This window comes from Klebsiella sp. w6, from assembly GCF_033100215.1.
GTDB classification, from domain to species: domain Bacteria; phylum Pseudomonadota; class Gammaproteobacteria; order Enterobacterales; family Enterobacteriaceae; genus Klebsiella; species Klebsiella variicola.
This window is the reverse complement of the sequence record NZ_CP136907.1, coordinates 2,116,751-2,140,788: the sequence shown is the minus strand read 5'-3', so window position 1 is coordinate 2,140,788 and position 24,038 is coordinate 2,116,751. Positions and strand designations below refer to the sequence as shown.

General features: G+C 56.3%; 26 protein-coding genes. 25 read left to right on the top strand and 1 reads right to left on the bottom strand.

The window, feature by feature from the left end; genetic code table 11:
• From terL to R0140_RS10245, 25 genes are all read left to right on the top strand, one after another.
• Nucleotides 1-1,704, top strand: a complete 1,704-nt coding sequence (terL, locus tag R0140_RS10365) for a phage terminase large subunit (protein WP_275047672.1) — start codon at nucleotides 1-3, stop codon at nucleotides 1,702-1,704.
• The gene (locus R0140_RS10360; protein ID WP_275047673.1) at nucleotides 1,704-3,272 is read left to right on the top strand and encodes a DUF935 domain-containing protein; all 1,569 of its coding nucleotides are present in this window, start codon (nucleotides 1,704-1,706) and stop codon (nucleotides 3,270-3,272) included. The genes terL and R0140_RS10360 overlap by 1 nt, the downstream gene beginning before the upstream one ends.
• Entirely contained in the window at nucleotides 3,265-4,536 is a 1,272-nt protein-coding gene (locus R0140_RS10355; RefSeq protein ID WP_317703992.1) for a phage head morphogenesis protein, read from the top strand. Before R0140_RS10360 ends, R0140_RS10355 begins: the two co-directional genes overlap by 8 nt.
• Nucleotides 4,526-5,068 carry a phage virion morphogenesis protein gene (locus R0140_RS10350; protein ID WP_087731941.1) on the top strand — a complete coding sequence of 181 codons (543 nt, stop codon included), beginning with the start codon at nucleotides 4,526-4,528 and terminating at the stop codon, nucleotides 5,066-5,068. Before R0140_RS10355 ends, R0140_RS10350 begins: the two co-directional genes overlap by 11 nt.
• A 234-nt stretch (nucleotides 5,069-5,302) precedes the next feature.
• Nucleotides 5,303-6,388, top strand: coding sequence for a phage protease (locus R0140_RS10345; protein ID WP_317703991.1), 1,086 nt, complete (start codon nucleotides 5,303-5,305; stop codon nucleotides 6,386-6,388).
• Nucleotides 6,381-6,776 (top strand): hypothetical protein, encoded by a 396-nt coding sequence (locus R0140_RS10340; RefSeq protein ID WP_087731943.1) that lies wholly within the window; start codon nucleotides 6,381-6,383, stop codon nucleotides 6,774-6,776. The genes R0140_RS10345 and R0140_RS10340 overlap by 8 nt, the downstream gene beginning before the upstream one ends.
• An 11-nt stretch (nucleotides 6,777-6,787) precedes the next feature.
• Nucleotides 6,788-7,696 carry a Mu-like prophage major head subunit gpT family protein gene (locus R0140_RS10335; RefSeq protein WP_087731944.1) on the top strand — a complete coding sequence of 303 codons (909 nt, stop codon included), beginning with the start codon at nucleotides 6,788-6,790 and terminating at the stop codon, nucleotides 7,694-7,696.
• Nucleotides 7,697-8,053, top strand: a complete 357-nt coding sequence (locus R0140_RS10330) for an HI1506-related protein (protein WP_275047676.1) — start codon at nucleotides 7,697-7,699, stop codon at nucleotides 8,051-8,053. It abuts the gene before it with no gap.
• Between the two features lie 12 nt (nucleotides 8,054-8,065).
• Complete coding sequence (locus tag R0140_RS10325) at nucleotides 8,066-8,494, top strand: gp436 family protein (protein WP_110540631.1); 429 nt, start codon at nucleotides 8,066-8,068, stop codon at nucleotides 8,492-8,494.
• A complete protein-coding gene (locus R0140_RS10320) occupies nucleotides 8,491-9,141 on the top strand; it encodes a DUF1834 family protein (protein WP_087731946.1) in 651 nt (216 codons plus the stop codon). Before R0140_RS10325 ends, R0140_RS10320 begins: the two co-directional genes overlap by 4 nt.
• Entirely contained in the window at nucleotides 9,131-9,301 is a 171-nt protein-coding gene (locus R0140_RS10315) for a DUF2635 domain-containing protein (RefSeq protein WP_317703990.1), read from the top strand. The genes R0140_RS10320 and R0140_RS10315 overlap by 11 nt, the downstream gene beginning before the upstream one ends.
• Nucleotides 9,301-10,719 carry a phage tail sheath C-terminal domain-containing protein gene (locus R0140_RS10310; RefSeq protein WP_317703989.1) on the top strand — a complete coding sequence of 473 codons (1,419 nt, stop codon included), beginning with the start codon at nucleotides 9,301-9,303 and terminating at the stop codon, nucleotides 10,717-10,719. The genes R0140_RS10315 and R0140_RS10310 overlap by 1 nt, the downstream gene beginning before the upstream one ends.
• A gap of 13 nt (nucleotides 10,720-10,732) precedes the next feature.
• Nucleotides 10,733-11,107, top strand: a complete 375-nt coding sequence (locus tag R0140_RS10305; RefSeq protein WP_110540628.1) for a phage tail protein — start codon at nucleotides 10,733-10,735, stop codon at nucleotides 11,105-11,107.
• Nucleotides 11,107-11,502, top strand: coding sequence for a hypothetical protein (locus R0140_RS10300; protein WP_224742551.1), 396 nt, complete (start codon nucleotides 11,107-11,109; stop codon nucleotides 11,500-11,502). Before R0140_RS10305 ends, R0140_RS10300 begins: the two co-directional genes overlap by 1 nt.
• Before the next feature lie 113 nt (nucleotides 11,503-11,615).
• The gene (locus R0140_RS10295; protein ID WP_317703988.1) at nucleotides 11,616-13,766 is read left to right on the top strand and encodes a phage tail tape measure protein; all 2,151 of its coding nucleotides are present in this window, start codon (nucleotides 11,616-11,618) and stop codon (nucleotides 13,764-13,766) included.
• Complete coding sequence (locus R0140_RS10290; RefSeq protein WP_317703987.1) at nucleotides 13,766-15,079, top strand: DNA circularization protein; 1,314 nt, start codon at nucleotides 13,766-13,768, stop codon at nucleotides 15,077-15,079. The genes R0140_RS10295 and R0140_RS10290 overlap by 1 nt, the downstream gene beginning before the upstream one ends.
• On the top strand, nucleotides 15,063-16,313 hold the full coding sequence (locus R0140_RS10285) for a phage baseplate assembly protein (protein ID WP_317703986.1): 1,251 nt from the start codon (nucleotides 15,063-15,065) through the stop codon (nucleotides 16,311-16,313). The genes R0140_RS10290 and R0140_RS10285 overlap by 17 nt, the downstream gene beginning before the upstream one ends.
• Complete coding sequence (locus R0140_RS10280; protein WP_317703985.1) at nucleotides 16,297-16,878, top strand: phage baseplate assembly protein V; 582 nt, start codon at nucleotides 16,297-16,299, stop codon at nucleotides 16,876-16,878. Before R0140_RS10285 ends, R0140_RS10280 begins: the two co-directional genes overlap by 17 nt.
• Before the next feature lie 65 nt (nucleotides 16,879-16,943).
• Nucleotides 16,944-17,300, top strand: coding sequence for a phage GP46 family protein (locus R0140_RS10275; RefSeq protein ID WP_060591309.1), 357 nt, complete (start codon nucleotides 16,944-16,946; stop codon nucleotides 17,298-17,300).
• Nucleotides 17,300-18,361 (top strand): baseplate J/gp47 family protein, encoded by a 1,062-nt coding sequence (locus tag R0140_RS10270; RefSeq protein WP_317703984.1) that lies wholly within the window; start codon nucleotides 17,300-17,302, stop codon nucleotides 18,359-18,361. The genes R0140_RS10275 and R0140_RS10270 overlap by 1 nt, the downstream gene beginning before the upstream one ends.
• The gene (locus R0140_RS10265) at nucleotides 18,358-19,014 is read left to right on the top strand and encodes a YmfQ family protein (protein WP_248887539.1); all 657 of its coding nucleotides are present in this window, start codon (nucleotides 18,358-18,360) and stop codon (nucleotides 19,012-19,014) included. Before R0140_RS10270 ends, R0140_RS10265 begins: the two co-directional genes overlap by 4 nt.
• A gap of 11 nt (nucleotides 19,015-19,025) precedes the next feature.
• Nucleotides 19,026-19,769: a phage tail protein gene (locus tag R0140_RS10260; protein ID WP_317703983.1), complete on the top strand. Its 744-nt coding sequence runs from the start codon at nucleotides 19,026-19,028 to the stop codon at nucleotides 19,767-19,769.
• Nucleotides 19,769-20,392 carry a tail fiber assembly protein gene (locus R0140_RS10255; RefSeq protein WP_317703982.1) on the top strand — a complete coding sequence of 208 codons (624 nt, stop codon included), beginning with the start codon at nucleotides 19,769-19,771 and terminating at the stop codon, nucleotides 20,390-20,392. The genes R0140_RS10260 and R0140_RS10255 overlap by 1 nt, the downstream gene beginning before the upstream one ends.
• Nucleotides 20,382-22,487, top strand: coding sequence for a hypothetical protein (locus R0140_RS10250; RefSeq protein ID WP_317703981.1), 2,106 nt, complete (start codon nucleotides 20,382-20,384; stop codon nucleotides 22,485-22,487). The genes R0140_RS10255 and R0140_RS10250 overlap by 11 nt, the downstream gene beginning before the upstream one ends.
• Nucleotides 22,487-23,248 carry a hypothetical protein gene (locus R0140_RS10245; protein ID WP_317703980.1) on the top strand — a complete coding sequence of 254 codons (762 nt, stop codon included), beginning with the start codon at nucleotides 22,487-22,489 and terminating at the stop codon, nucleotides 23,246-23,248. Before R0140_RS10250 ends, R0140_RS10245 begins: the two co-directional genes overlap by 1 nt.
• Before the next feature lie 411 nt (nucleotides 23,249-23,659).
• Here R0140_RS10245 and R0140_RS10240 read toward each other — a convergent pair whose 3' ends face one another.
• Entirely contained in the window at nucleotides 23,660-24,034 is a 375-nt protein-coding gene (locus R0140_RS10240) for a hypothetical protein (RefSeq protein WP_317703979.1), read from the bottom strand.
• Between the last annotated feature and the right edge of the window lie 4 nt (nucleotides 24,035-24,038).

Sequence of the window (24,038 nt, the reverse complement as noted above, 5' to 3'; positions counted from 1 at the left end):
GTGGCGCGTAAAAAGAATGTCTCCCTGAACAAAAAGGAGTTTGAGGCCCAGCTCAACGAGCTGGCCGCATCGCTGCGCCGGTCCATCGAGGCGGAACAGGTCGGCTTTGACCCGTCTCAGGAGGCCGTCAATCAGCGCCGTGAGGCGGTCAGGGATCCGGTTAACGGCTTTCGTTACTTCGTGCAGAATTACTTCCCGCACTATATCCGCCATAAAGATGAGTCGGAGCTGCATAAGTTCCTGTTTCAGCGTCTGCCTGAAATCGTCACCTCGACCGTCAGTCAGCAGGATGCCATAGCGGCCCCGCGCGGTGAGGCCAAATCGACCATTGTCAGCCAGCTCTGTACGCTTTGGTGCATCATCCTGGAGCTGAAAAAATACCCGGTCATCATCATGGACAGTATCGACCAGGCGTATCCGATGCTGGAAGCCATTAAGGCTGAGCTCTGCTGGAACCCGCGTCTGAAGATGGATTTTCCCGAAGCGTGTGGGGCTGGCCGTGTCTGGCAGATGGGTACCATCCTGACCGCCACCGACATCAAGGTGCAGGTTGCCGGCAGCGGTAAAAAGCTGCGCGGCCTGCGTCATGGTCCGTATCGTCCCGATCTGGCTGTACTGGATGATATCGAGAACGATGAGCTGGTCCGCAACCCGGACCAGCGCGACAAGCTGGATAACTGGCTGAAAAAGACCGTCCTGCCGCTGGGTGGCGCGGGGGCCAAGTTCGATGTGATCTACATCGGGACTATTCTGCATTACGACTCGGTGCTGTCACGCACCCTGAAGAATCCCCTGTGGAAACGTAAACGCTTTAAAGCGCTGATCACCTGGCCGTCAGACATGACACTGTGGGATAAGTGGGAAGAAGTCCTGCGTAACAATGACGAGGACGGCGAGCTGCTGGCCCGGGCGTTCTACGATGAACATCGGGAGGCAATGGAAGCCGGCGCGGTAGTTTCCTGGTCAGCGCGGCCACTCTATACCCTGATGTTGATCCGCGCCCGTGACGGTCACAGCACCTTCGACAGTGAATACCAGAATGACCCGGTCAGCGGCGATGATGCGCCGTTCGCCACCTGTATCTCCTTCTGGGTTAACCGGCTGAAGGAATGGTCATTCTTTGGCAGCATCGACCCCAGCCTGGGTAAGAACGGCAATTCCCGCGACCCGTCGGCGATCCTGGTTGGCGGGTTTAACCGGATGACCGGAGTCCTGGATGTCGTCGAAGCCCGCATCAAAAAGCGTCTGCCGAGCGTGATTATCAGCGACACCATCGCGCTACAGCGCGAATACGGATGCCTGTGCTGGTCGGTTGAGGCGGTCCAGTTTCAGGAGTTCCTGCGTACCGAGCTGGTCCGACAGTCGGCAGAACTCGGGGTCCCGGTACCGGCGATGCCGGTTATTCCGCACTCGGACAAAATCCTGCGTATCGAGTCGCTGCAGCCCTACGTGTTCAACCAACTAATTCGGCTCAGCCCGACTCAGGTCACCCTGATAGAGCAGCTCCGCCATTTTCCGATGGCAGACCATGACGATGGCCCGGATGCCCTGCATATGCTCTGGGCGCTGTGCAATTCCTTTGGGACGCGCGACGGTTTCCGCCACGTTCCTCGCCGGCAGGACGATGACAGAGATGATGACAACAGACATTCAGGCCAGCAGCGCCAGCGTTCCCGCTCGCGCTTTGGTAACGGAGGATGGTAATGGGCAAGATAGTTGATCAGTGGGGCCGCCCATTTGATAAGGCGGTAACCAAAGCGCCGCAGACAGCACGGATGATTCAGCTTAACAGCACGTATCCCGATCACCCGTCGCGGGGGCTGACGATTCGCCGTCTGCCCCGGCTACTGCAGGAAGCCGAGCAAGGTTATCTTTCCGCGCAGGCAGACCTTTTTGACGATATGGTTGAAAAGGACGGCCATATTTTCTCGGAGATGGCCAAGCGTAAGAATGCGCTGCTGGGTCTCGACTGGAGCATCGAGCCGCGCCGTAACGCGACAGCTGAAGAGAAGAACCTCGCGGCGATGGTTCAGGAGTGGTTCGACTCACTGGATAATCTGGAAGATATCATCCTGCAGGCAGCGGACGCGATCGGGCATGGTTTCAGCTGTCAGGAGCTGGAGTGGGAGCTTGAAGAGAATGTCTGGCTACCCAGCGAAGCCCACCTGCGGCCGCATCGTTGGTTCCAGGCTCGCCCCGACCGTGGCGATATTATCCGCCTGAATGATGGCAGCATCGAGGGTGCCGAGCTGATGCCGTTCGGCTGGATGGTACACAAGCATAACGCGAAAACAGGCTTTACCGGTCAGTCTGGCCTGTATCGCGTGCTGGTCTGGCCGTACCTGTTCAAGAACTTTGCGGTTCGTGATCTGGCGGAGTTTCTGGAGATTTATGGTCTGCCGGCACGAGTCGGTAAATATATGGCCGGCGCAACGGACCAGGACAAAGACGCGCTGTTCGAAGCGCTGGTCACCCTGGGCCATAACGCGGCCGGTATTATTCCGCAGGGTACCGATATTGACTTTAAATCGGCAGCATCTGGCCAGGCAGACCCGTTCGTCGCGATGATGGACTGGTGTGAACGCACCGAATCTAAAGTCATTCTCGGGGCCACGCTTACCAGCCAGGCCGATGGCAAGACTTCCACCAATGCGCTGGGTAACGTCCATAACGACGTCCGCCACGATATCCTGGTCGCGGATGCCCGCCAGTTGGAGGGGTTCTTTCGCAACATGATTGATATGTTGCTGCGGATTAACGGGTATGAGGTTTCACGCCGCAAGCTGCCTAAACTGGTATTTGATACCCGGGATATCGAAGATATCGAAACCTTCTCTGCAGGGGTGAAAAACCTGGTGGAATCGGGTGTGAAAACCATTCCGGCATCCTGGGTGCATACAAAGCTGGGTATTCCTGTTCCCCAGAAAGATGAGGCCGTACTGGTGGCCCCGGCCCAGACCGGCACACCGTTACCCGTTGCACTGAGTCAGCGGTTCCGGCGCATTGCTGCCCTGACCACCGCCGCAGAGCTGTCAGACCCGGCGCAGGAGGCGCTGGATAACGGCCGTCCGGTGCCGGAGAAGATCGCCGCCGCCATGCAGAACCTCATTGCGCCGCTGGTCGCTGCCCTGCAGGATGGCCGCCTGCCTGATGAGGCTATGGATATTATTGCCGGCAGTTACCCGGATCTGGACGACAGCGAGCTGGTGACCCTGCTGGAGCAGGCGCTTTTTGTCGCGGACGTATGGGGGCGGCTGAATTCCGATGCCTGACAGCGTTGACCTGAGCTATGCGATTGGCCTGAAGCCGGCGCAGGCCATCGAGTATTTCCAGTCCAAGGGCTACACCATAGGCTTTAACTGGCATGAGGTGGAGGCGCGGGCGCACGCGACGGCGTTCACCGTCGCCGGCATCCTTCGCCAGGATATCCTGCAGGACGTTCGCGCAGGACTGCAGGACTCACTGGACAACGGGTTGACGCTGGAACAGTTCCGCCGGCAGATGACGCAGAAGCTGACGCAGAAAGGCTGGCTGGCCGATAAGGCGAAGCTGGTCGCCGATGAGGATGGCGTACTGGAGGGCAAGCAGTTAACCCCGCGCCGGCTACGCACCATCTTTGAAACCAATATGCAGTCCTCCTATGGTGCCGGCCGCTACGCCCAGCAGATGGAGAACGCCGCCGACCGCCCGTACTGGACGCGCGTGGCGGTCATGGACCTGCGCACACGGCCCGCACACGCGGCGCTGAACGGACTGACGGCCCGTTATGACGATCCCATCTGGCAGTTTGCCTATCCGCCCGATGGCTGGGGATGCCGCTGCCGCGTCCGGGCACGTTCGCAAAACGATATCGACAGCAAAAGCATCTCCGTCTGGTCGAGCGAGGGGCATCTGGAAACCGTACAGCAGGCATGGGGGCCGCAGGATACCCGCGAGGTGCAGGCGTTCCGCTACAACGGCCAGCTCTATACCCCTGATGCCGGCTTTGGCCATAATCCGGGTCAGGGCTGGCTGGCGGGTCTCGGTCAACGCCTGATGGACCGCTCAACCACAGCACCACCACAGATGGCCGCGCTGGCTGTTCAGCACACACTTTCGGAGCCGCAGCTGCTTGACGCGATCACGTCCGACATGCGCCGCTTCGTGAACCAGTCGCTGCTGCGTGAGCCAGCCGGTGCTTTCCGTCATGCCGGCGCACTCAGCACCCGCACGCTCGATGCGCTGGCCAGTCGTGGCCGTATGCCCGACGCCGCAGTGATGACGGTGACCGACAGCGCGGTGGTACAGTCACCCGGGCCGCTCTGGGAGCTGTTGCCGGCACAGCTGCGCCAGCCTGCAGCGGTTCTGGCTGATGGTGACGATCTGCTTTATGTCATCCGCAATGGCGAGTCACTCCACCAGGTGCGGGCCGTTCCCGGGCAGAACGCTGCCGGTTACGCGCTGCAGTTACCGGACGGCGGTGCAGAACTGACACCGGCATCCCTGCAGTCGCTGGCTGAATTACCGTTACTGGAGGGTGCGTTAAATGGCCTATGAAATCGTTTTTGACGTCACCGACTTTGAGCGCTCGCTGGGCGAGCTCATCAGGAGCTTTGAGGATCGTGCGCCACTGATGCGAATGCTGGCCGGGATGATGGAGGATGCCGTACAGGAGAACTTCGAGCAACAAGGCCGGCCTAAGTGGCTCGGATGGAGCCCACGTTATGCTAAGCGGCGGGGGCCAGGTCAGATACTGCAGCGGTCTGGTCGGCTGGCTTCGAGCATCGTTCAGTACAGCGACAACGATATGGCGACCGTCGGGACCAATGTCATCTATGCCGGCATTCACCAGTCGGGTGGTAAGATTAGCATCCCCGCCCGTAGCCAGCAGGCTTATTACCACCAGAACAAGGACGGCACCCTGAACAATCAGTTTGCCCGCAAGAGTAAAGCTAATTACGCAGAGTGGAATACCATCCCGGCGTATGAGATTAAAATGCCTGCCCGCCCGTTTCTTTTTCTGGCCGAATCCGACGTCAGCGCTATGGAAGAAAAATCGGCGAATTATTTCAGTCAGATCTACCGATAACCCGCGAAAACCAAAAACGCGCTGTAACGCATCACAGGGCGTTTCTTTGTCTTAAACGGAACGGAACTACCTTCAAAGGGTGTTCAGGCGTTTTTAAAAGCGGTTTAAAAGCGTTTAGCGCTATTGCCCTGCACCCTGACAGAGTGACATGATGTTGACGCGGTTCCTTCCTTTATATACCCACTGAAGTCCTTCAACTGAAATCGTCGCCGGCATCCCCGTAATGTCAGCGTCATGAAAACTCGTATCGCGTCACTCTCACAGGTTATCAACGCCGCCACTCGCGGCGTGATCCAGCTGTTACCGGCCGGCACCTTCCGTGCCGGCGATGGTCGCCCGGCTGAATGCCCTGACGGCTGGTTTATTGACGGCACTATCGCGGCCGCGCTTATCGCGGCGGCTGACGCCCGCCAGACCCCCTATGTCATCGACTACGAACACCAGACCCTGCGATCGGCGAAGAACGGTCTGCCGGCTCCGGCTTCCGGCTGGTTCAAAAAGCTGGAATGGCGCGAGGGTGTGGGTCTGTTCGCGGTCGATGTCGAATGGACTGAGGCCGCCGCCGCCGCTATCGACGCCGGCGAATACAAATTTATTTCCCCCGTATTTTTGTACGACACCAGTGGTCTGGTCACCACGTTAATCAACGCGGCCCTGACCAATACGCCCGCCCTGGACGGTATGGATGAGGCGATGCTTGCCGCCGCGTCTCTGCTGGCCATCAATTCAACTGAGGATTCAACAATGGAAGATTTACTGGAGCAGCTCCGCTGGTTTCTGGGACTGCCGCTTTCGTCAACGGAAGCCGACATTTTGAACGAGCTACAGAAGCTCATTAACAAAATTAAGGCTTCGGACAGCCAGGCCGCCGCCGGTCTTGCCTGGATTAACGGGCTGGAAGCGAGCGTCGCTGCGCTGACGTCTCAGGTTGAAACCCCGGATCCGGCACGCTGGGTCTCTGTTGACGTCATGAATCAGGCGATCGAGCAGGCCCGCGCATCCGGTGAAGAGCAAATTGCTCAACTGACGCTGCAGCAGTCCACCGACCTGATTCAGGCAGCATTGTCTGACGGCCGTCTGTTGCCGGCGCAGAAAGGCTGGGCGGAGGCGCTGGCCAAATCCAGCCCCGACAAACTCCGTGATCATCTGAGTAAGCAGCCTCGCATCGCCGCGCTGACGACTACTCAGACCGGTGGCCGAGCTCCTGCAGGTCAACTATCCCGCACTATTTCCGCCCCGGACGATGAGCTGAATCCGGCGATGCTCAGCATCATGGGGCTTGATCCGAACAACTTTAAAGAGGAATCCGGCAATGCCTGATCGTAATACTCCCTGGCGTAACGGCGATCTGGTCGCCGTGCCTGTGGCTGCGGCCACGATGATTTATGGCGGACACCTGGTCGGCATCAACGCCAGTGGTCTGGCTGTTCCGGGGGCAGCCACTGCGGCCCTGACCATCTTCGGCGTCTCCGATGAGTATGCCGATAACACCGCCGGTGCGGCCGGGGCGACCTCTGTTCTCGTGCGTCGAGGTAAGGCGTGGAAGCTGGCGAACTTTTCCGGGGATGCCGTAACCCAGGCAGATGTCGGTAAGCCCTGCTATGTCGCCGACAGCATCACCGTGGCAAAAACCAGCAACACCGATGCACGACCGGTGGCCGGTAAAGTTATTGCCGTCGAGTCCGACGGCGTCTGGGTTGAAATTTAAGGAGAGCAGCCGTGATTGTTAACAAGCAGAACCTGAAAACCATTTTTATCGGTCTCAAGAAGACCTTTCAGAATGCGTTTGATCAGACGCCAAACGACTGGCAGCAGATTGCGATGGTCGTGCCGTCCACCACCAAAGAAGAAAACTACGCCTGGCTTTCGCGCTTCCCGAAAATGCGCGAGTGGATTGGTGAAAAAGTGGTGAAAGCCCTTGAAGGCTTCAGCTACACCATCCGTAACAAAGACTGGGAAGCGACCATTGAGGTCGAGCGTAACGACATCGAAGACGACACCATGCTGGGCTATGCACAGCAGGCACAGGGCGCGGGCCAGTCGGCAGCAGAACTGCCGGCCGATATCATCGGGCGACTGATGAGTGGTGGTTTCACCAACCTTTGCTATGACGGTCAGTATTTCTTCGATACCGATCATCCGGTGGGTAAAAACTCGGCTTCCAACAAAGGGACCAAAAAACTGTCTGCGGCGACGTTCGCAGCGGCTCAGGCATCCTACGGTGCCGGTCGTTCAGCGATGCGTGATTTTAAGGATGATGAAGGGGAAAGTCTGCGTATCAATCCTGGCGTACTGGTTGTCCCGCCGGCGCTGGAAGATACCGCCAACTACCTGATGACGGCTGACCGATTCCCGGATAACACGCCGAACATCTACAAGGGGACAGCGAAAGTACTGGTCTGGCCAGGGCTGGCGACGGATACCGAATGGTATCTCTTTGATACTACCAAGCCCGTCAAGCCGTTGGTCTACCAGGAGCGTAAAAAGCCGGTATTCGTTGAGCAGACGAATATGGACAGCGACGACGTTTTCCTTTTGAAGAAATACAAATTTGGTGCCGAAGCCCGCTCCAACGGCGGTTATGGCTTCTGGCAGATGGCTTTTGGTTCAACCGGGGTGGATGCATAAATGCCTGAAATTACGATTACCTCCAAGCGCGACGGGTTCCGTCGCTGTGGTGTGGCACACCGTGACGTGCCTGTGACCTGGCCGGATGGCAGTTTTACCGAAGAGCAGATCGCCATCCTGCGTGCCGAGCCGGCCCTGGTCGTGCATACCGGCGCGATTAGCGGCGATGACGACAAGCTGAAGGCCGCACTGGGACGCATTCAGGAGCTGGAGACCCAGCTGGAGGAAGTGACCACTGACCGCGATCGTCTGCAGGCAGCGCTGGCACTTCAGACGGCGAGCCTGTCACCGGAGGCGAAGGATAACGCTGCTGACGATACTGCAGCGGCTGAGTCTTCGGCTAAAGCGAAAAAGTAAGCGGAGCCAGCTATGTACGCAACCCGGGACGATATGGTCAGTCAGTTTGGTGAAACGGAATGTATCGCGCTTTCCGATCGTGACTATACCGGTGAGATTGACGACGACGTGCTGAACGGTGGCCTAGAACGGGCCACCGCCACCATCGACAGCTACCTTGCTGGCCGTTATCCGGTGCCATGGACCGATACGCCCGGGATCCTGACGGGTAAATGTTGCGATATTGCCCGGTACGAACTGACCGGCGCACAGACGCAGAACACGGAGGAGATACGTCAACGTTATGAAGACGCAATCAGGTATCTGGAGCGTGTGGCTGATGGCCGCATCACGCTGGGCCGTCTCCCGGATGGCTCAGTCGCTCAGGGCGGGAGTGTTTCCCGCTTTTCCTCGAATGGCCGGGTTTTCGGGCGCAGTGAAACGGATGGGGGTGCATTTTGATTATCACGCAAATCGAATCCGCCATTATCGACAGGCTCACCCGGGGGCTCGGCAAACTGGTCCGCGAGGTGCGTTCCTACAGTGGCGAACTCGATGGCGAACCTGCTGAGGTGGTTCGCCAGTTGCCGGGGGTATGGGTCACGTTTGGCGGTGTACAGGGTTCAGAGCTGCTGAGCACCGCCCGTAATAAGTGGCGTGATACCGGGCGTTTTGTGGTCATCGCGGGCGCGCGAAGCGTGCGCAGTGACCAGGCTACCCGGCACGGTGGGCCGTCATTCAACGAGGTCGGCTCCTACCAGCTGGTTTACGCCATACGCCGGCTGCTGGCGCGGCAGGATTTAGGGTTACCGATTGACCACCTGATGCCCGGCAAGGTGCGAACCCTGTTTAACACGCAGGTCCAGAAGGCCGCTATGTCCGTATTTGCCTGCGAGTTCGACACCCGTTTTGATTCTGAATCACTGCAAAATGGCCGCTTCCCGCTGGCTCCTGCAGACCTGCCGCCCGGCCATCCTGACCAGATTTTTGGCGAGTATGGCGGTGCAAGCAGCGAAGACGATCCGGCCTGGCTGACCACTGATTTGCAGTATTTCCTGAACGGCCGGGAGCCGTTCGCTGCTGAGGACATTATTCATCATGAAAGTTAAAGCCCGTGAAGGGATCCGAGTACCGCGCGAGGATAACCCCCGCCGCTACATCGAGCAGGAGCCTGTAGAGGTTCCCGGGAGCACCTATTACCAGCGCCGTCTTAACGAGAGCGACCTGGTCGAAGTGACTGAAGCGACTACCGGCAAAGGAACTAAATAATGTCCAGCCCGAATATTTCTTTCGACAATATCCCGTCGAGCATCCGCAAGCCGGGGCAGTATTTCGAGTTCAATACGCGACTTGCGGTACGCACGTTGCCGGCGAACGCGCAGAAGGTGCTGATTGTCGCCCCGATGCTCGCCTCCGGTAGCCTCGATCCGCTTGTGGCCACCAGTGTATTCAGCGGCGATGAGGCTGCGGTTTACTTTGGCTACGGGTCCGTCGCGCACCTTATGGTCGTGACGGCCATTAGCACCTATGCCTATCTTGACCTGACCGTTATCGGTGTCAGCGATGCGAGCGCCGGCGTTGCCGCCGCCGGTACGCTGACCATCACAGGGCCTGCCAGCTCGCAGGGCGTTGTCAGCCTGTGGGTCGGTAAAACCCGCGTGGATGTGGCCGTCAGTGCGGCAGACACTGCAACGGCCATTGCTGCAGCAATGAAGACTGCGATCGACAATCAGCCGGAACTGCCCGTTACGGCCGCAGTGGCGGCTGGCGTCCTTACGCTGACCGCGAAGAACAAAGGTACCGCCGGCAACGATATCAGCCTGCGTGCGCAGACCACCGCGTCAGGTACGACGACTGCCATCGTTGCGATGGCCAGTGGAGCCACTGACCCGGATATCGCGCCGGCGCTGGCGAACGTCGTGGCTGCAGGTCATAACATCATCATCAGTCCGTTCTGCACCCAGGCAACACTGACAGCACTGCGTACCCATCTGGATTTTGTTTCCGGCCCGATGGAGCAACGTGGCGCGGTGGGCGTCGCCGGCTGGCGGGGTACGCTTGCCGGCGGTACCACGCTGGCGTCACAAATCAACAGTGGGCGTATTACGGTGGGCTGGCATAACGGTTCCGTCATGCTGCCGGCAGAGATTGCGGCGGCATATGGCGCACGTATTGCCAGTGAAGAAGACCCGGCCCGACCGCTTAACACCCTGACGCTCGCGCTGGATGTGACGGACCTCGCCAGCCGCCCTGGACGAACCGAGCAGGAAAACGCGCTGCATAACGGCCTGACTCCGTTTGAAGTGGGTTCCGGTGAGACGGTGCAGATCGTCCGGGCCATCACGACCTATACCCGCAATGCCAGCGGCGTCGATGATGTGTCCCTGCTGGACCTGACGACCATCCGAACCCTGGATTATGTGCGTAAAGCCTGCCGTGAGCGTATTGCGCTGCGCTTCCCGCGTGAAAAGCTCTCTACGCGTACGCCTCCGCTGGTCCGCAGCGAGCTCTATGACGTGCTGCTGAAGCTGGAAGAGCTCGAAATCATTGAGGAAGTTGACGCCAATAAGGATGCGCTGATTGTCGAACGCGACAGCCAGGATGTTAACCGCCTGAATGCCCGTATTCCGTCGGATGTGGTGAACGGTCTCCACGTCTTCGCCGGTCGTATCGATTTGCTTCTGTAAGGAGAGCATGTAAATGGCACTTGAAGAATACGTCGGCTCAATCGTCCTGTACGTGGACGGCCAGGAGATTGAGGTTACCGATATTCGTCCCCAGACGAACACCGGCCGCAAGCTGGTGAAGACGATGAACCGTACCGGCCGCGCGAAAGGCTTCGCAAAAGGCATCGCCGAGCACCAGTTGCAGATCACCGTCGTGATGCCGAAAAACGTTGCGCAGCCGGACTGGGATGAAATGGAGGGCGCAAAACTGACCACCATGGATATGGACGGTAACCCGCTGTATAGCTACCTGGACTGCTTCACCACCCAGACAGGCGAACAGTACACCGTGGATAACGAAGCCCGCCGCGATATCACGATCCAGTCACTGCGTAAGGTACAAGGCTAATGAAAGCATCAGGACAATTACTCTACGGCGTGCCTCACGGTGACACCATTCACTATGACTACACCGTGACGGTTCCGGTCATTCGCCATACCGTCGCAGCGCTGGCGGCGACGACGGAAGCTATGGGAGAAGCCGAATCCCCGGCCGCTTCCATGTACTACCGTGCCGCAATTATGGCTGAAGTGATTGAGTCGCTGGGCGACCTCCCCAAAGAGGAGATCACCGCCGAGCTGTTGCTCGATGGCCTGACCGATGAAGATATGGATCTTCTGGATGCCGAGCTGACCGGGCTTAAAAAAAAGCGGATGCGCGTGCTGCCGGCCTCTCAGGGCTCAGGCGAGCCACCCTCATCCTCGGACGATTCGGCATCAGCGCAGACCGCATCGAAGGAATGACCGTCAGCGAGCTGACCAGCTGGCTGGATGACCTCGACGGGTTGCATGGCAGGAAGCCAGCAGCCCGTACACCTCACGTCAAATCCCGCAGGAAAAAGAAGGGGAAAAGGTAAATGCGTGCTCTACAGCTTGCCATGACCCTGATGGCAAAAGACCAGGGGTCTAAGGTACTGCGCCAGACGCTGGCCGACGTCTTAAAGCAGACCAATGCTAACAAGAAAGCCGAGGAGGAAGCCGCCCGCGCCCGTGAACAGTCGGCACAGAGCGGCATCCGCGCATCCCGAACCCTGCAGCAGGAGTATCAGCGGGCAGCGAATGCCCGTTCTGTGCTGGGGATCCGTTCTGAACGCGACATCCAGCGCGAGATAGCGCAGACGCAGGCCGCCTATAATCGTCTTCTCCGAACCGGCACCCTCACCGCTAATGAACAGACCCGCGCGTTTCGTGCGATGACGAACCAGGTCGCGCAGCTGCGCACCGAGCTCAATGGTGCCGGTCAGTCAATGTCACGCATGGAACGCGCCCGTATGTGGGGTGGTAATGTCACAGCGTTCGCCGGCGGTATCGCAGCCGCGGGGGCCATTGTCGCCCCCTCAGTGCGTAACCAGATGACGTATCAGCAGCGTCTGGCCATGATGGCCAACACTGCGTTTGCAGATGATAACCTTGCCGGCCGTCAGGCAGGCATGCAGTCGATGGATAAGTTGATCCGCCGTGCCGTTTCTGTTGGTGGTGGTAGTAAGGAGACGGCTGCTGATACGCTTGATACGCTCCTGGCCTCTGGGGCTGTTGATTACGGTTCAGCAGAACGTCTACTCCCCACACTGCAAAAATATTCAACGGCAACAGGTGCTGATTCTAAAGACCTCGCCATGATAGCGATTCGTCTGAAGCAAACTTTCGGCCTCAATGATGGTGATATACCTAAAGCTCTCAACATGGCGATAAGTGCTGGACAGGCTGGCTCATTCGAGCTTGCCGATATGGCGAAGTTCTTACCGGCTCAGCTTGCGAATGCGAGTAATGCCGGCATGAGAGGCCTGGACGATTTCGCTTCCCTCCTGGGTTTTAATCAGGCAGCTGCTATTACTGCAGGTTCCAGTGATCAGGCGGGTACGAACGTAACTCAATTGTTGGCAAAAATAACGAGCCAGGATGCAGCAAATGCTGCTGCCCGTATCGTTTATAACGGTAAAGGTATTGATCTTCCGGGCTCCATTGTTGCCGCCCAGGGTAAGGGATTGAATGCTCTTGATGCATTTAGTGGGATAGTAGACAAGATCGTCGCGAGTAATCCTGCATATCAGAAACTTGAGAAACAACTAGCGGGTACGACTGACGGGTCTACCCGCCAACAAATAATGGCATCTCAGGCAAAAGTACTGGAAGGCTCTTCTGTTGGGCGAATTATCGCAGATCAGCAAGCACTGATGGCCCTGGTTGCCTACAGAGCGAATCGCAAATATGCCTACGATGTCCGAGATAGCGCCAACCTTCAGCGGGATTTGCCTGAAGGGCAGACAGCTGGTGAGCAGAACTTTGAGTTAATCAAAGGGACAAACCTTTTCAAGGTCAACCAGCTCAACAATACCCGGGATTTTGCGCAGATGGACTCTATCCAGCCGCTGTCAGATGTGCTGGGTAAGCTCTCTGGCGAACTCAACGATTACGCTGGCGCGTATCCGGGCCTGACAAAAGCACTAGCTGGCGCTGAAACCGCAATCAAAGCAATGACGGCCGCAGCATGGGCGTTCGCCGGCATCAAGTTTCTTTCCTCTGCAGGTGCGGCAGCAACAGCCGGCGGTACTGCAGCGGCAGGTGCTGGAGCAGCCAGCCGTATTCCGGGCTGGGCTGGCCGGCTCGGCCTCATCGGTGGTCGTGTACTGGCACCGTTTGCACTCTGGCAAGGTGCTGACGCCGCGCCACTGTTGCAGGTCAGTCGTGGTGATGCCGAGGCGCGCGCCCGGCTTGAAAAAGGTAATTACCCTAACGATCAGGCCAGGATGCTTGATGCACTGAAATCCCGCCCGGGGCTCATGGATGCATGGGATGAAGTAAAAGCCTGGTGGGCTTCACCATCAAGTATCAGTATCCCTCAGTCAGCCAACGGTTACCCGGTGCCGCCGTTCGCGCAGCAGCCAGCGGCGCAGCCCCCCATCAACATCACCACCCAGCTGCAGGTCGATGGCCGGGTACTGGCAGAGGTCGTTAACGAAGCTAACGGCCAGTCTGCTGCGCGTGGGCCGCAGGGAGGACCGCACTGATGGCATGGGAAACAGACCTGCAGGACGCCAGCTTCCGGGGCGTCGCGTTCGATATCATTACCGCGCGTGACAGCGTGCAGCGCGATATCGCCCAACATGAATACCCGTATCGCAACGGGGCTAATATTGATGATCTCGGCGCTAAACCTCGCAGCCTGCAGTGCCAAGCTGTGTTTTTTGGCGACGACTACGAAAGCCGGCTGCAGGCGTTTATCGCAGCCCTCGATACGCGTGGTCCGGGCGAGCTGATTCACCCGGTGTTCGGCTCCATGCCGGATATGCTGTGTTACGTCTACCAGGTAAACCACGACGCGGATAACCCCGATTACTGCACCGTTGATCTGCAGTTCCTGCAGTCAGGTCTGGATGTCGAGTTCTTTGTACGCGAGTGGCCACTCAGCCAGGCCGACGCCATATTCAACCAGGCTCAGGGGATCCTCGATAACACCGCGACGCTGCTGGATAACGCCATGAAGCCGCTACGAACGGCGCGGCAGTATCTGGCCCGGGCCAAAGCGCTGGGCGTGACGGCGCTGAATATGGTTGCGGTTCTGCGCGGCGATATCACCGGGTTTATCAGCAGCACCACCGATTTTGTGAATTTTCCGTCCGCTTTCATGAACGATATTCAGTCGGCCCTCAGCCTGCAGAGCTCAGCGGCGATGAGCTCCATCAGCAGCGACTCTGCCGTCTATGCGTCAGCGCCGGCCGTGGTCATCGCGGACTGGGCGGCGGTAAAAACACAGGCCGATGAAGTGGCCGCGCTGCCGGGGGGTCTGGTCACTGGCGATGTAACGGCATCAGTCGAGATGCCGGCAAACGTGACCACCAGTGATATCCGCGAGCTCATCGCCATGACCATGATCAGCGTGGCCATCGAGCTGGCGCAGCAGGCATCAGACCTTCTCAGTGATGAGACCATTACGGCCTCGCTCAGTCCCGATGATATCAGTCTGATCGCCGGTGATGCCCGCCACGCGGTACAGAACGCCATCGACAGCGTGCGCAGTACCTGGGCGGCGGAGATGGAGACCGTCAGCAGTTCGGAGACGTCGATCGCCCTGCAGTATCAGCCGGTGATTGATGGCCTGCGCGATACTGCGCTGTCCCTGCAGTCGATGGCTGTGGCCCTGATTAATGCCCGGCCGCCGATGATTCAGCGTACCGTGGCCAGCGCCACGAACCTGCACCTGCTGGCGCACCTGTGGTACGGCGACTACACCCGCGCAGGCGAGCTGAAGCTCCTTAATCCGTCCCTCCGTGACCCTAACAACATCATCCCGGGAGACGTGCTGAATGGCTACGCAGAATAAACAGGCCACGCAGGATATCGACCTCGACAAGGTCTCTGTGATCGTCGGTGGTAAGGTGCATTCCGACTGGTCCGGCTACGGTATCGACAGTGACTTTCTTATCCCCGCCGATGCCTGGTCGATGCGTCTCGGTCTGCCTGCAGGCATCTTCCCTGACGGCGTGGCCCGGGGCGTTCCTGTCCAGGTTCGCGTCGGGCCGGATGTTGTGATGTCCGGGCGCATAGACCGGGTTTCCCGTACCGTCAGCCGGGATCAGGTATCGCTGTCCGTCTCCGGCCGTGACGGTGCGGCCATCCTGGTGGACTGTGCATCACCTTTGCTGACCAGCCGTCAGACCAGCCTGGAAGAAGTCATCGCCCAGGTCGTGCGGCCGCTGGGTATCAAAAACATCGAGCTGCACGCCGAGAGCTCCATCCGCAATGACAAAATCACCACCGAACCGGGCGAGCGGGCATGGGATATCCTGCTTAGGGCCTGTGCCGGTCGCGGGCTCTGGCCATGGTTCCGGCCTGATGGCACGCTGGTCATCGGTGGCCCGGATTATACGGCCGCGCCGGTGGCCACGCTGGTAATGCGCCGTTCCGGCGAGGGCAATAACCTGCTCAGTCTCACCGATGAAAGCAGCATGGAGCGCAGCTTCTCCCGCCTGACTGTGCTGGCGCAGGGACATGCACACTCGACCAATAACAAGAAAAAGCTGGAGACCGGTATTATTGACGTCACCAGCCCGGCATCCCTGACGATATCCACGGATAGTGACGACGCAGCCGCAGATACCGAGCTTGATACCGGCATCGCCGAGACTGGCCAGCATGGCCTGCAGTTTGTTGTGGAGGATCCAACCGTCACGTATTACCGGCCGCAGGTGATGGTCATGCATGACGCCGATGACCTGGAGCAGGTTCGCTACCGCGCCCGTAAGATGATGGCCGATGCCCGCCTTGAGGGTTACAGCCTGATTGCCCGTGTTCAGGGCCACCGTACCAGCGACGGCGTGTTATGGGAGCCAGGGCAGCGCATCCACGTTATCAGCGAGCCGCACGGCATCGATGCTGTTTATTTTCTGATGGGGCGGGAGTTCACCGGCGGACGTCCGGGCGGCGCGGTGACCACGCTCAGGCTGAAAGAAGACGGCGTCTGGATACCTGACGCGTGGCCGAAGAAGAAAAAGGCCCGCAAGGGACGGAAAAAGAAAAAACTGGAAACGGGGATTGTCGATGTGGAACCAGGTTGATCAACGTATCCGCTCCGCACTGCGCGGTATCAGGCTCGCTTTCAGAGGGCGTTTAACCCGTGTTAAAAGCGATTTAACTATCCAGCAGGTACAGGTTAACGGCCTCGCCGGCGAGAAGCTGCAGGACGCCGAACTGTTCCAGCACTTCGGGTTTACCAGTTGCCCGCCTGCCGGCACTCAGTGTATCGTGCTCCCCATCGGCGGCCAGACGTCGCACTCTATCATCATCGCCACGGAGAACGGCGCATACCGCCTGCAGGTGGCGAGTGGTGAAGTGGCCATCTACTCCGACGAAGGCGCTTTTGTGCATATCAAAAAGGGTCGAATCGTCGAGGTGGAGTGCGACGAGTACCACGTGAAGACAAAAAAATATACCGTGGATGCTGAGGACTATGGCGTCACCGCCACCGCCGGCGCAACATTTGAAACACCATTACTCAAAGCCTCAGACCAGCTATCTGACGGTAAATCCACGCTTGATGCGATGCGTGAAACCTATGATAACCATGACCACGAGCATGGCGGCGACGCCGGCACAACGGATAAACCGAACCAGCAGATGTAACCCCCTCCGAACCCACTGAACCTCTTCAGCTTAATCCGTGTATACCGCGCTGCCATCATGGCAGCGTGGACAGACTATTAGACCCGACAACCGGCGACTACGCCGGCACGAGCACCAGCACCCTGGCTAACGCAGTGTATCTGCGTCTGACCATCCCGCTCGGCTCGTGGTGGGCGCAGCCGGACGTCGGTTCAAAGCTTTACCTGCTGAGGAGAGAGAAAGATGTAACCCGCGTACATAAGCTCGCTCGCCAGTATGCCGAAGAGGCGCTGGCACCGCTGACGGCCGATACCGACGGTCGGGCAAAAAGTATCACAGTAGAAACCTTTCAGGGGGAGCCGGGCTGGCTCCTTTTATTGATCACCGTTATTCAGGCCGATGGTATTACCGTCCCCTTTAAGCATTTTGTGAGGGTTATTTAATGCCGTTTATCACGCCGACGTTTGACGATATCCGCAGCGATATTCTGCGCGATATTAAAAACCTGAATACAGACGCGGATATCGGCGTTGACAGCGACTTATATATCCGCGCCAGCGCAGTCGCCAGCGTGGCCACCGGTATTTATCAGTATCAGGGCTGGATAGTTCGCCAGATATTTCCCGACACCGCCGATACCGAGTTTCTCGAATGGCACGCCCGCACACGCGGCTTGTATCGCAAGTCGGCCACCACGGCCAGCGGTACCCTGACGGTCACCGGCGAACCCGGCGCGACGGCAACAGCTGGCTACAGTGTGACGCGCGGTAGCCTGACGTATACCACCACAGCGGCGATCACGCTTGATGCCGAGGGTAACGGCACGGTAGCGGCAAGCTATTCCACTGCCGGCGCTGCCGGTAATACCACGGCTATCACAACAGGCACATTTACCAGCACGCCGACAGGGTTCGACAGTACCGTTATTATCGGGATTATGTCCGGGGGGACTGACCAGGAATCGGATACCGAGCTGCTGGACCGTCTGCTTGACATTATTCGTCGCGCTCCAGCCGGCGGGAATAAGTACGATTACCGCCGCTGGGCGATGTCCGTGGATGGCGTCACGGCCGCTTATGTATATCCTCTGCGGCGCGGGCTGGGTACTGTTGACGTGGTTATTACCTCAGCCGACGGTTTACCCTCCGCCGAAATTATTGCCGCCACGCAGGCATATATCGACGATGTACGTCCGGTAACAGCAAAGAACTGTCTGGTACTGGGGCCAACGATTAAAACGGTAGACCTGGATATTCAGGTTTCGCTTGATGGTGTGACAATTGATGTGGCGCGTGAAAACATTATTTCTACGCTGACCGACTATATCAATAAATTACCGCCGGGTGAGCCGTTTATTCGCTCACAGGCTGAGATGCTGATTTCTATCGTGACCGGTGTCGTGGACAGGGTCATCGTCTCGCCGACGTCGAACGTATTTCCTGACGTCAGTGAAACCGTCGTGGAATGGATCCGTGTCGGCAGCATCGAGGTATCGCAGCTATGAGCAATGCGAAGAACCTCTTATCCCTGTTACTGCCGCCGGTTGCCTACGATACGCAGCAACCAGCCTTATCTGCTGAGTTATCGGCAGAAGGTAACGCATTCGATGCAACGGATGAATCAGCAAATAATGCACTGAACGCTGTTGCACCCTTTTTTGCTGATAACCTGCTGACAGACTGGGAGCGTGTTTTAGACGTCACGCCTAATGAGGATGACGGGTATCAGCAGCGTCTCGATCGCGTCCTGATTAAGCTGTCAGAAATTGGTGGTTTGAGTATTCCGTATTTCATCACCATGGCCAGCAGGATTGGTTACACCATCACTATTGATGAATTACAACCTTTCAGGGTCGGTTCCAGTCGTTGCGGTGACACGCTCTATATCGACGATATTATTTTTACGTGGCGGGTAAACGTCTATGGGTTAGAAGTTCCTCTTTATTATTTCCGCGCCGGGACTTCCCGCGTTGGCGAACGGCTCATGACGCTGGGCGATAAAGTTCTTGAAACGACATTCAATGAATTAAAGCCCGCACATACCCTTTGTTATTTCCTCTACGAATCCGAAATGACCTGGCCGCTGTATCTGGATGGTTCATTTGCGCTGGATGGCGAACAGCCAATGACCGGCTACGTAGAAAAAACCACCGATTAACGGAGTATTTTATGCAAAGCCTGATGCCCCCGGTTGATGCACCAAATAATGAATTCAGCGACGGTAACCCCTCGCTGGGGACGCTGGGAACCATTGTCAGAGCATTGTTCCTGAATAATGTGCAGGGTGCCATCCGGTCTGTACAAAGTGAACTGCTGTCTATTCTGGCTGCTGCAAATATCAATCCTGATGGCGACAGTAATACGCAGGTTTTGCAGGCCATTAATAAAATCATGGTGGATTCAAATATGTCGGTACCTTACGGCATACCGCTACCCTGGCCAACCAGTACACCACCGACGGGTTATTTAATCTGCAACGGAGCGTCATTCAGCGCTGTGACCTATCCGAATCTGGCGGCGGTTTATACTGGCGGCTCGTTACCTGATTTACGTGGTCAGACAATCAAAGGGTTACCGGCCTCTGGTCGTGCGCTGCTAAGTCTTGAAGGTGATGGAAATAAATCCCATACGCATAACGCATCTGCATCGGCTACTGATTTAGGAACCAAAACCACCAGCAATAACGGTGACCATAGTCACTCCTGGGGTTCTGGTATGCAGAAACAGGGGGGTAGCGATCAGGAAGTGGGTAGCAATAGTGGCGATGGTTTCGGGACAACTTCAACAGCTGGTGCGCATACACATGATGTTGTTTTGGGATCGCACTCTCACACGATTACTGTCGATGCGTCTGGTAATTCAGAAACCACGGTTAAAAACATGGCATTTCATTATATTGTGAGGGCGGCGTAATGTCTGGCGATATTAAAGCAGTATTTGACAGCAATTTGATTGCAACTCAGGCGGGTACGGCTCAGGTATTTCATTTTGATATGACTTCCCGTGAGTTTATCGGTACCGAGGAAGTTTATATTCATGTCGGTGTTGGCCTGCCTGCCTTTTCATGCCTGGAAGAACCTCCTGTACAAAGTGAATATCAGGTTGCTGTTCGTTCTGACGATAATTCGTCCTGGTCTGTTACCGATGATTATCGCGGTATCACCGTCTATGACATTCAGACGCTGGCCAGCCACGTTATTACCGAGCCCGGCCCCATACCTGACACTGTAACGACCTCTGCACCATCAACCCCATACGACAAATGGGACGGCTCTGCCTGGGTAACAGATGCAGACGCTCAGCATGCCGCTGATGTTGCCGCAGCTGACCAGCAGAAAAAAGAGTTAATTTCTCAGGTAACGGCGGATATTTCCATTCTTCAGGATGCAGTGACTCTTAATATGGCCACTGAAGAAGAAAAAACACGTCTGTCTTGTTTACAGGCATATCGCGTATTGCTTAACCGTGTTGATACATCCCTTTCGCCGAATATTATTTGGCCTGCTACGACGATCAGGGAGAGTGATGATGTCTAATTTACCTGAACAACCTGCATGGGAATCTGGTATACATCAACTTGAAGAGTCAGAAAGAGCTAAAGCTGGTCCTGGTGGCATATTGAACCTTCAGGCGTCACAACTTGCCAATAGGACTAACTGGCTACGTATTCTGGTAGAATCAGCCAGTGATTACCGTGAATATACGTTCTATAAAACTGTATCAGACCCGGATGGTACAATCACAGGCTTAGCTAATACACCGAGTGGTAAAATATTTCGTGTTGCTGAGGGAGTTGGCAGCAGTTTGTCTTTTAATTATTACCTCAATGATGCCGGTGTAGCACTAAAAATTGCATCCATGCCTGGCATGGGGGCAATAACTAATACAGTCCGTTTTTTTACAGCCTTGCCTGATGCTCAAAATGATGTCCTTTACGGTAATATTCTGAATGGTTCTAAATGCTGGGTAACGAGCACTGAAGATATCACCCTAGCAAACGAGTACATCAATAACGATGGTATTCTGGAGGCGACCGGGAGGCAGATGCCGTCTCAGGAAGCCTTTGAAAGGATCGCTATTTTTCTCTCTTTAATGAACCCATCTGTTTATAAGGGAAATGGCCCTGTATTTCCGTGGCAGACTGACCTTGCCGGGAAAGTGCTGCTTGGCTACGACAGTGAGAAGGAATGCGTTATTGGTGCAGGACTTCTTGCAATCGACAAAGTTAATGAGCTGATCCAGGTTCAGATAAAAACGGCCCTACAGCAGCTTGGCCTGGCCATGTACAAAGGCGATGGTCCTGTGTTCCCCTGGTTTACCGATACGACCGGTAATAAGGTTCTGCTGGGCTACGATAAAGATCAGCAACGCGTGGTCGGCGCTTTTACGGCTGATCCTAACCAGATAATCAGGGCTCCACTTATCCCGCTTGCTGAAAATCTTCGCCCTATCGCGAAAGCGATGAACATCATGCAGGGTTACGGGCAGTCTCTGAGCGTTGGCGCAATGGGAACGCCGGTTATCTCGACCGTGCAGCCGTATTCCAACGTGACATTTTCGAGCGGTCCGCGTGGCTACAACCACATCTACACTGCGCTTGCGCCACTGGTGGAAGACAATCGCACAGCACCGGACGGCGGCGGAAATCGTGGCGAAACCTTCTGTTCTGGCGCGGCAAACTACGCAACGACGCTGGCAGCAATCGAGAATGGTATGGACCCGTCGGACCACGTCATTTTTGCCGCTACTGCAGGCAAGGGCGGGACAAAGATTGCAGACCTGGTGAAAGGTACTGCCTGGTATAACTCGAACTTCTTACCGCAGATTAATGGCGCGTATGCGCTGAACCCGGATTCAGCGGTCCATGTCATCCCCTGGCTCCAGGGCGAGACGGATAACGACCAGTCACCACCGACGACCTATGTTGTGTATCGGGGACACCTTGAAGGCCTGCAGGTCAGCACCGAGACGGACATCAAAGCTATCAATGGCCAACAGTCGCCGGTTCATTTCCTGACGTATCAGTGTTCGTACAAAGTCCGAACCAGTACAGCCGTTGCGCTGGCGCAGCTGGATCTGGCGAACGAAAACGAGAAGTTTCACCTGACGACGCCGTGCTACCACCTGCTGTTTGCGTCAGATGGCACCCACCTGACAAACGTGGGCTACAAATGGCTAAGCGGCTATATCGGTAGAGCCTACAAGACACTGGTACACGACAAGTGCGTACCGCAGTACCTCAAGCCGGTGTCCGCGACTCTGCGCGGGCGTGTTATCACGCTGCTGACTGAACCGCCTGTGTCGCCCGTCGTTATCGACACGTCGAAGCTGGCACCCACAACCGACAACGGCTTTCGCGTTAAAGGCATCGCCAGCAACGCCACGCAGACCATCGAATCCATGATGACCGAAGGCAAACAGGTCTTCATCACGCTGGCTGAGGAGCCGACCGAATCCGTGTCGCTGCGCTACGCGCTCGACTACCTGGGCACCGGGCTGAACATCGTCAATGGCGCATCTGGCAACCTGCGAGACAGTGAGCCATCAACCATTAACATTCTTGGCGTCGAGCGACCGTTATTTAACGTTTGCCCGCACTTCGAGCTGAACGTAATCAAGGTAGGTGAATAATGTTAGGCTTCTTTCAGACACCTGTTATTTATTCAGGAAATGATTTACCTGTTATTCCTGAAAGCGACATCGAACGATTTGAGGTTGTTTATGAGGCCGATGCATATGAACATTGGGCGCTTAATGGAAATGACCTGTCCCTTACAGGGCTTGTCCACGGGCGTATTCTAACCAAAGCAGGTGGGATAACAAACGAGGAAGGTAATTTTTCTTTACAGGTGAATACCAGTGCAAAACGCGGACTAAGAAGCGATAAAGCGGATAGCCTGATACAAACACAGTGTGCAGTTATTCGCGTTGATTCGACTCCGGCAGCGACTGCGTCTGCATCAATACTATTTGGCTCATTGAACCAGAGCTCAGGCTCTGCGGTTTATATTGATGAAAACCCATTTATCCGCCGCCAGTTCCGCCCGTCAATCAGCGTTACGGGAGAGAAGCCGGCAGGCGGTCTTGAAAATAAATGGCTGTTTGTGGCCTTGTCTGAGAATGGCACTTCTACAACGATGAACTCTATCGTACTGGTTGGAGGTGAAACGCCCTCTGTCGTTGAAAAGGTGTATGCACACGCAAAAACCGTAGGCACTAATTATGTCAGCGTGGGACCTATTGACTACAGCTCAAGCGCTCTCGGTTATCCTGTAAAGCTGGATGTGGCTGAATATATTGTATACGACAAGGCGCTTTCGGGGATTGAAATGCTTTCCGTTTACATCAGATCAAAAAAACGTCTTTCCAGTCGTGGAATAACCATTGAGTAATTAATCGATAAAATGAGCGGCTATCACCATCGATAGCCGCCAACTTTTTTTATTAGTTCCAGACTTTCGCCCTCTCCAGCACAAGGATTTAGGCCGTGCTAAACGATACCGCTTGTCCGCTGGAGGGTGACGACGCCGGATGTGATCGTTTGGGTTCGCCGGATGCTGTAGATAGGCGGCGTAACCTCTCAGCGATTGATTTTGCATTGTGCGGATGTCTAAATCCCACACATGCAATATTTTTAGCGTTTTGATGCAAAAAAAATCGCCGCGCTACAGATTGAGGTCAGAAACGAGGTTGTCGCCACAAATGCAGATATCGGTACCGCGAGGTTCTGAGTCGTATACGGCGCCAGGAGTAAACCAGGCTGGCGTAGTGGAGCTGACGCATATCATTTTTTTTACGCCCATCTACTCAGCCTCCACCTTGATGCCAGCGGCGGCAGCTGTACGCGCATAAACGAGCACTCCGTCCTCGGGGCGCTTGCGCTGCAAAAAGATACCAGGGCGCGGCCACAACGCAATAAAGCGACATTCGCTGTTTTCAAGACGGTGAAATGCTTTCTCGCTCATCACACCTACCGGGCGAAGATGCTCCTGTTCGCGCTCCAGTTCGGCGATACTCAGCTGCGCCTTCTCCAGCGCCTCTATGAGCTGATCCGTGTAATGCTCAACTTCAAAAGCCATTTGCCGCAATTCATCGTTAGGTGCGTAGGCAATGAGCCTGGATAAACGGTGAATATTTGCGTTTTTTTGTACGCTAGTCAGTTCGGTGATATCAGTCATGGTT

What these genes read in the sequence shown, in the direction of transcription:
- R0140_RS10360 (WP_275047673.1), top strand. Translation starts at nt 1,704, where the DNA reads ATGGGCAAGATAGTTGATCAGTGGGGCCGCCCATTTGATAAGGCGGTA.
- R0140_RS10355 (WP_317703992.1), top strand. Translation starts at nt 3,265, where the DNA reads ATGCCTGACAGCGTTGACCTGAGCTATGCGATTGGCCTGAAGCCGGCG.
- R0140_RS10350 (WP_087731941.1), top strand. Translation starts at nt 4,526, where the DNA reads ATGGCCTATGAAATCGTTTTTGACGTCACCGACTTTGAGCGCTCGCTG.
- R0140_RS10345 (WP_317703991.1), top strand. Translation starts at nt 5,303, where the DNA reads ATGAAAACTCGTATCGCGTCACTCTCACAGGTTATCAACGCCGCCACT.
- R0140_RS10340 (WP_087731943.1), top strand. Translation starts at nt 6,381, where the DNA reads ATGCCTGATCGTAATACTCCCTGGCGTAACGGCGATCTGGTCGCCGTG.
- R0140_RS10330 (WP_275047676.1), top strand. Translation starts at nt 7,697, where the DNA reads ATGCCTGAAATTACGATTACCTCCAAGCGCGACGGGTTCCGTCGCTGT.
- R0140_RS10325 (WP_110540631.1), top strand. Translation starts at nt 8,066, where the DNA reads ATGTACGCAACCCGGGACGATATGGTCAGTCAGTTTGGTGAAACGGAA.
- R0140_RS10315 (WP_317703990.1), top strand. Translation starts at nt 9,131, where the DNA reads ATGAAAGTTAAAGCCCGTGAAGGGATCCGAGTACCGCGCGAGGATAAC.
- R0140_RS10310 (WP_317703989.1), top strand. Translation starts at nt 9,301, where the DNA reads ATGTCCAGCCCGAATATTTCTTTCGACAATATCCCGTCGAGCATCCGC.
- R0140_RS10305 (WP_110540628.1), top strand. Translation starts at nt 10,733, where the DNA reads ATGGCACTTGAAGAATACGTCGGCTCAATCGTCCTGTACGTGGACGGC.
- R0140_RS10300 (WP_224742551.1), top strand. Translation starts at nt 11,107, where the DNA reads ATGAAAGCATCAGGACAATTACTCTACGGCGTGCCTCACGGTGACACC.
- R0140_RS10295 (WP_317703988.1), top strand. Translation starts at nt 11,616, where the DNA reads ATGCGTGCTCTACAGCTTGCCATGACCCTGATGGCAAAAGACCAGGGG.
- R0140_RS10290 (WP_317703987.1), top strand. Translation starts at nt 13,766, where the DNA reads ATGGCATGGGAAACAGACCTGCAGGACGCCAGCTTCCGGGGCGTCGCG.
- R0140_RS10285 (WP_317703986.1), top strand. Translation starts at nt 15,063, where the DNA reads ATGGCTACGCAGAATAAACAGGCCACGCAGGATATCGACCTCGACAAG.
- R0140_RS10280 (WP_317703985.1), top strand. Translation starts at nt 16,297, where the DNA reads ATGTGGAACCAGGTTGATCAACGTATCCGCTCCGCACTGCGCGGTATC.
- R0140_RS10270 (WP_317703984.1), top strand. Translation starts at nt 17,300, where the DNA reads ATGCCGTTTATCACGCCGACGTTTGACGATATCCGCAGCGATATTCTG.
- R0140_RS10265 (WP_248887539.1), top strand. Translation starts at nt 18,358, where the DNA reads ATGAGCAATGCGAAGAACCTCTTATCCCTGTTACTGCCGCCGGTTGCC.
- R0140_RS10260 (WP_317703983.1), top strand. Translation starts at nt 19,026, where the DNA reads ATGCAAAGCCTGATGCCCCCGGTTGATGCACCAAATAATGAATTCAGC.
- R0140_RS10255 (WP_317703982.1), top strand. Translation starts at nt 19,769, where the DNA reads ATGTCTGGCGATATTAAAGCAGTATTTGACAGCAATTTGATTGCAACT.
- R0140_RS10250 (WP_317703981.1), top strand. Translation starts at nt 20,382, where the DNA reads ATGATGTCTAATTTACCTGAACAACCTGCATGGGAATCTGGTATACAT.
- R0140_RS10245 (WP_317703980.1), top strand. Translation starts at nt 22,487, where the DNA reads ATGTTAGGCTTCTTTCAGACACCTGTTATTTATTCAGGAAATGATTTA.
- R0140_RS10240 (WP_317703979.1), bottom strand. Translation starts at nt 24,034, where the DNA reads ATGACTGATATCACCGAACTGACTAGCGTACAAAAAAACGCAAATATT.